Source organism: Cellvibrio sp. (assembly GCF_053579595.1).
In genome coordinates, this window is sequence record NZ_JBRFPI010000505.1 from 1 (window position 1) to 2,625 (window position 2,625).

At 46.2% G+C, this 2,625-nt stretch carries 2 protein-coding genes; both read right to left on the reverse strand.

Annotation, left to right across the window (positions count from 1 at the left end; all coding sequences use genetic code 11):
* On the reverse strand, window positions 1–1,322 hold a 1,322-nt coding region (locus tag ACWA6V_RS20425), incomplete at its 3' end, for a glycoside hydrolase 5 family protein (RefSeq protein WP_449524211.1).
* Between the two features lie 30 nt (window positions 1,323–1,352).
* Window positions 1,353–2,570, reverse strand: coding sequence for an AGE family epimerase/isomerase (locus tag ACWA6V_RS20430; RefSeq protein WP_449524212.1), 1,218 nt, complete (start codon window positions 2,568–2,570; stop codon window positions 1,353–1,355).
* Window positions 2,571–2,625 lie beyond the last annotated feature (55 nt).

Consider the following 2,625-nt stretch of genomic DNA (forward strand, 5'->3'; position numbering starts at 1 on the left):
ATGATCGCAATGGTTGATGTATCTGTATCGAACACACCATACATGCCTTGCTGTTCTTGCGGTGGGTCGCCATTCAGGTCATCGCCTTCCTGCCACCAATAATTACTGCGCGTAGTACGCCCTGCGCCATTCCAGGCCCAAAAATTGTATCCTGCAATTGGCTCACCGTTTTGCATGCGCGGCAACAGCACATCGAACACTTGCTGATAAAATTTATCGCGGTATTGGGTGGTCGCTTTAATATCGTATGAACCCATATCGCGATCCAAACCAAACTCTTCCAATACGATAGGTTTATTTATCGCTTTGGCGGCATCGATATGTGAATTCAAATAATCTTTACCTTTTGCCCAACCGGCATCCCAGGTTTCAGCGGGTTTGGTTTTATCAAACCAGCCCCAGTTTCTGATCCACATATGGTAAGTCAGATAATCGACATTTACTGAACTGTGCGCATCGGCAAATAATTTTGCATCGTTAACAGAACCCATCAGGCCTTCACTACCGGTGCTAACCAAATGATGCGGATCGAGACTTTTGATGTAAGCGGTAACCCCATTGATCCAATCAATATAAATTTGTTTTTCTCTTGCAGTAGTTTTGGAATTGCCCGGACGCGGTTCATTGGCCAATTGCCAGGACATGATGGTCGCGTCATCCACATAAGCTTTGCCATTTACTGTGTTGATACGGGTAATAATTTTTCTAATGGTTTTACGATATTCCTGCTGAGCCTTTTCACTTTGGTAAAAGCTGGCAGACTTCGCCATAAATGCTTCCCATTCATTAGTGACATTCGGGTCTTGTACTGGTTGGCCGTCGATCCAGCTCATGTATTGCGTCATACCGCCCGACCATTGCCAGAAATTATTGAAATACAACACCACGGTCATATCGCGCTTGGCCAATTCCACCAATAAATAATCCAGACCTTGCAACAGGCTTTCATCGTAATTGCCAAAGCCGTTAGTGGTGGCAGGTTTTACCGATGAGTTGATATCACTTTTTTCCGATACGGCCAGCACCCGCAAATTGTTTACGCCCATTGCCTTGAGTGTGTCCAACTCTTTGGCCAGGCGTGCACGATCACCCACCTTACCGGGAGAACCCAAATAAGCGGCGTACCACATATTGGTACCTGCGATGTAATAGGGCTTACCATTTTTTTGAAACTGAACGCCGGATACTTTGACAAAACTGTCCGCAACGGGCGCAGCAGATGTGGCAGGCTTGGTGTTGCACGCGCCCAACACCAATAGGCAAACAATTAAAAACACAGACCTTACAAAAACAGGAATTGAAAATCGATTGTATTTATTCATTATGTATTTCCGCTGAGAAGAATAATCAGATCAAACACTTTTTTGCAGATAGCGAATTGCTTCCATCATCGCGCGACCATTGTGGTAAGGGCACTTCCAAAAGCCCACCTTATAGAAGGAATCAGAAGCCGATTTATCCAAGCTGGATAACCAATACCACTCGCCGTGTTCATGGTCGATTTGATAGGTTTTAATAAACTGCCAACAATTTTCTGCTGCGCGGTAAAACTGCTCCTCACCGGTAGTGGCATAGGCATACAGAAAACCAACCAGCGCTTCCGCCTGCACCCACCAGACAGTATCCAGGTTGGTGCTGCGGGTAGCAAAATCAAATGAATCGATTACTTGCCCCTGCTCACCAATAGCCTCATTAACTGTGACCTGCGCGATCTTGATCAGCGTCGGTGTTAACTCAGCGGTGTACGCATCATCACCGAGTGACTCCAGCGCTTTGGCAATTAACCAACTGGCTTCAATATCATGGCCATAGGTATAACCGGGAGAGAAATCATTCCACTCCAGATCCATAAACATACGCAGATGATGCGTATTTTTATCGATCATGTACTTATCAAACATCTGGATATTGTATTTGAGCGCAGCTTTTATTTCCGCTGCGGGATGTGCCTGATACAGCGTGGTATAGGCTTCCAAAATATGCAGATGGGTATTTTGCGATTTGGGATAATTCAAATCTTTTTCGCTGAGGCGCAAATCGGCAATCACGCCCCACTCGCGCGTAAAGGCTTCGAGGTAACCTTCATGTTTGTGATCAATTGCATATTGCTCAACCAATGCAAAACATTCCAGCGCACGCGCCAGCACTTGTTCGTCGCGCGTGAGCTGGTAGTAAGCGCAGAGCGCATAAATCGTAAAGGCCTGCGCATAAACTTGTTTTTTGGTATTGATGGGCACGCCAGCCGCGTTTAACTCCCAGTAAACGCCGCCCTGTTCGTTATCGAAAAAGTGCGCCATCACATAATCGTAGGCGCGCGTCGCGCAGGTGCGATAAACGGGGTTATCCACTTCCTGCGCAACTTCGCTAAAGAACCACAAAATGCGCGCATTTAAAATAATTCCCTTGCTCGCATTTTTGACCGGCTGATTCTGCGCATCAATTTCGCCGTAAAAACCACCCTGCTCATGATCGACTGTATGTGCAGCCCACCAATCAGCAATTGCAATTAACTCTGCTCGACATTCTTGTTGCAGTGGTGCAGAACGCACAGGGATACTTGCGACCTGCATGTGTTACACCAAATCCTTAAGGACTTTTAAATTTGCACTGATTAATTCATTGCTC